This is a genomic window from Mesorhizobium sp. M7A.F.Ca.MR.148.00.0.0, assembly GCF_003997735.1.
Lineage (GTDB): Bacteria > Pseudomonadota > Alphaproteobacteria > Rhizobiales > Rhizobiaceae > Mesorhizobium.
This window is the reverse complement of record NZ_RZTB01000253.1, coordinates 1-2147: the sequence shown is the minus strand read 5'-3', so window position 1 is coordinate 2147 and position 2147 is coordinate 1. Positions and strand designations below refer to the sequence as shown.

Genomic DNA, 2147 nt, shown 5'->3' with positions numbered 1-2147 from the left:
GCTGTGTTTGCTGAGCGAAGTTCCGGTAAAATCACTGGTGATTACTCCCATCTACCTCCTGCGAAGCGCCACGATAGTGTACGTGTGCCTTTGGCTTTCTGACACCGCCTGTTGATCCACCGCGGCAACGCGGCCATCTACCCTTTTTCGCAGCCTAAGCCGACCGGTTCGCCGATTTGCCGGGCCGACTCTTCACAAACTTCCAGCGCGTCGGACCAGAGACAGCATTGCAATTTTCGAGGCATCACTCGCTCCGGAGATGTAGCCTCAATCGTCGATCGCTGGCCCGTCGCCGAGATGCGCGCGCAGCACCCTCGAACCCGCCGGAGAGAAGCTTTCTGGATGAGGTCGATCATCCCTTACGTCGAGCGAGTTCCGTGTTCTCATGCGGCTTAACCCTCACACTATATTGCCGCACCTCGACCAGCAAAGGCCGTGCCAGTGCCCTTGGCGCGCAGTTACTGCGTGATAGGCTTCGAAAAGCCCGACAGGCCCAAGACGCTCCGCTGTTTTGAACCCGACATGTTTTCTGACGGCTGTCAGATTTTGGACACACATCACTCATGCGTCAGTCGCTTAAGACAGAATGGCGTGCTGAGTTCTGCAAATTCGCTGAGAGCGGGCGGTCATGACAGGGTGGTGCTCAACGTCACCGATTCCCTGGAAGGAACGCCGCCATGATCAAGACGGAAAGTAAGACCGCCAGCGCTGCCGTCAAAGACATTCTGCTTTGAAACCCGGATAGATCGAACGAGGTGGGTGATGCAGGAGGTGCTCGAGGCCGAGATGGACGAGGCGCTGGGGCTTCGAAGAGCGAGCGCACGCCGGAGCTCTCGGCTATCACGCGCGCTACTACGGGCGGAGAACTAGCTGCGCACCTACGGCGGTTCGATAATCCCAACTTTCAAAGCTTTTACAACAGCTACCGTTCTGCTGGTCGCATCCAACTTCCGCATTACATTTTTTAAATGGAAATCTATCGTATTTCGTGATCTGCCTAAAATAGTTCCTATTTCCCATGACGATTTTCCTTTCGACACCCAATCAATGCACTGTATTTCTCTCGGAGACAGGTTATGTACTCGTTCCGACGCAGTCGTAGTGTCGAACTTCGTAACCATCCGATGAAACCGCAGCGCGGCCATTTGCAGGTAGGTGATCGTTCTATTCTGCAATTCGCAGTCCGAGGATTGAGCAAAACTCACAAACCTAAAGCTGTCACCAGGGCCATGTAATGGGACGGTAACGCCTGACCTCAAGCCGAATGTTGCTGCTTCGTCCAAGACGCGGCGTCCATCTTCAGTTATGCTTTCATCGGTATACACCTCGCTCCATCGAAAGGGCCCCGCCTCCTTTCGACCTTTCTTGATGAGTGGGTCTATTTTGGCATAGCCCATTCTCGAGTAGCGCTCCTGCCATTCAGCAGGATAATTCCACATCACCACAGAACCCTCTCGGTTCGGCTTGAAAACCCCCTGTTTTGATGCGAGCGGGCCATAGGCAATCCACGGGCAATCGAACTTCAGCGCAAACGCAGACATCCGTTCGAACAACTGTTCGGATTGAGCGATATCATCAGTCATCTCGAGGAATAGGTCTAACTCCACCTGCGGGAGTTCCATGATGCCTCCTTCATTGCGTTCTCATCGGTGCAAAGTTTGCTCCAGCCCAGCCTCGCAACATCCGAAGTCAACGGGACTCGAGCCGGAGTTCCTTTCGCCACCTGGAGTACCCTCAAGAGTCGTGCCAGCTTGCGAGCGAAGCTTCTTCTTCAGGTCGTCAATCGACTGGGGGAGGTACCCAGGAGGCGAACCGAACAGCACTGTGTCGGGGAGCGCACAATCCGACAGTCGAGCATTCGATTGACGGAATATGGGCAGGAACGTATTCGCGGCGCGCTTTTGAAATCAGCACCTAAGTCCCGGGCCTGAGAAAGCTGCATGGCAACTGTACTTATTTGATCGAGGCAACGTGATGCACTCACTCCGCTTATCGGATGGAGAAAGAACAAGTTCACAATTCAATCGATACGTCGACCTTCTTTTCCAATCTCCCGAGCTGGGCAGCCGTAGCAAAAGTATTCGACTGGATCGCGGCTGACTTTCTCCAGGCTCGGTAACCTGCTGAATTTGTCCTTCGGATGTTCC

Annotated in this window: 1 protein-coding gene; it reads right to left on the bottom strand. The window is 54.1% G+C overall.

Going from position 1 to position 2147, the window contains the following annotated elements:
* Positions 1-878: 878 nt before the first annotated feature.
* A complete protein-coding gene (locus EOB49_RS33670; protein ID WP_127330950.1) occupies positions 879-1622 on the bottom strand; it encodes a LuxR family transcriptional regulator in 744 nt (247 codons plus the stop codon).
* Positions 1623-2147: the final 525 nt, after the last annotated feature.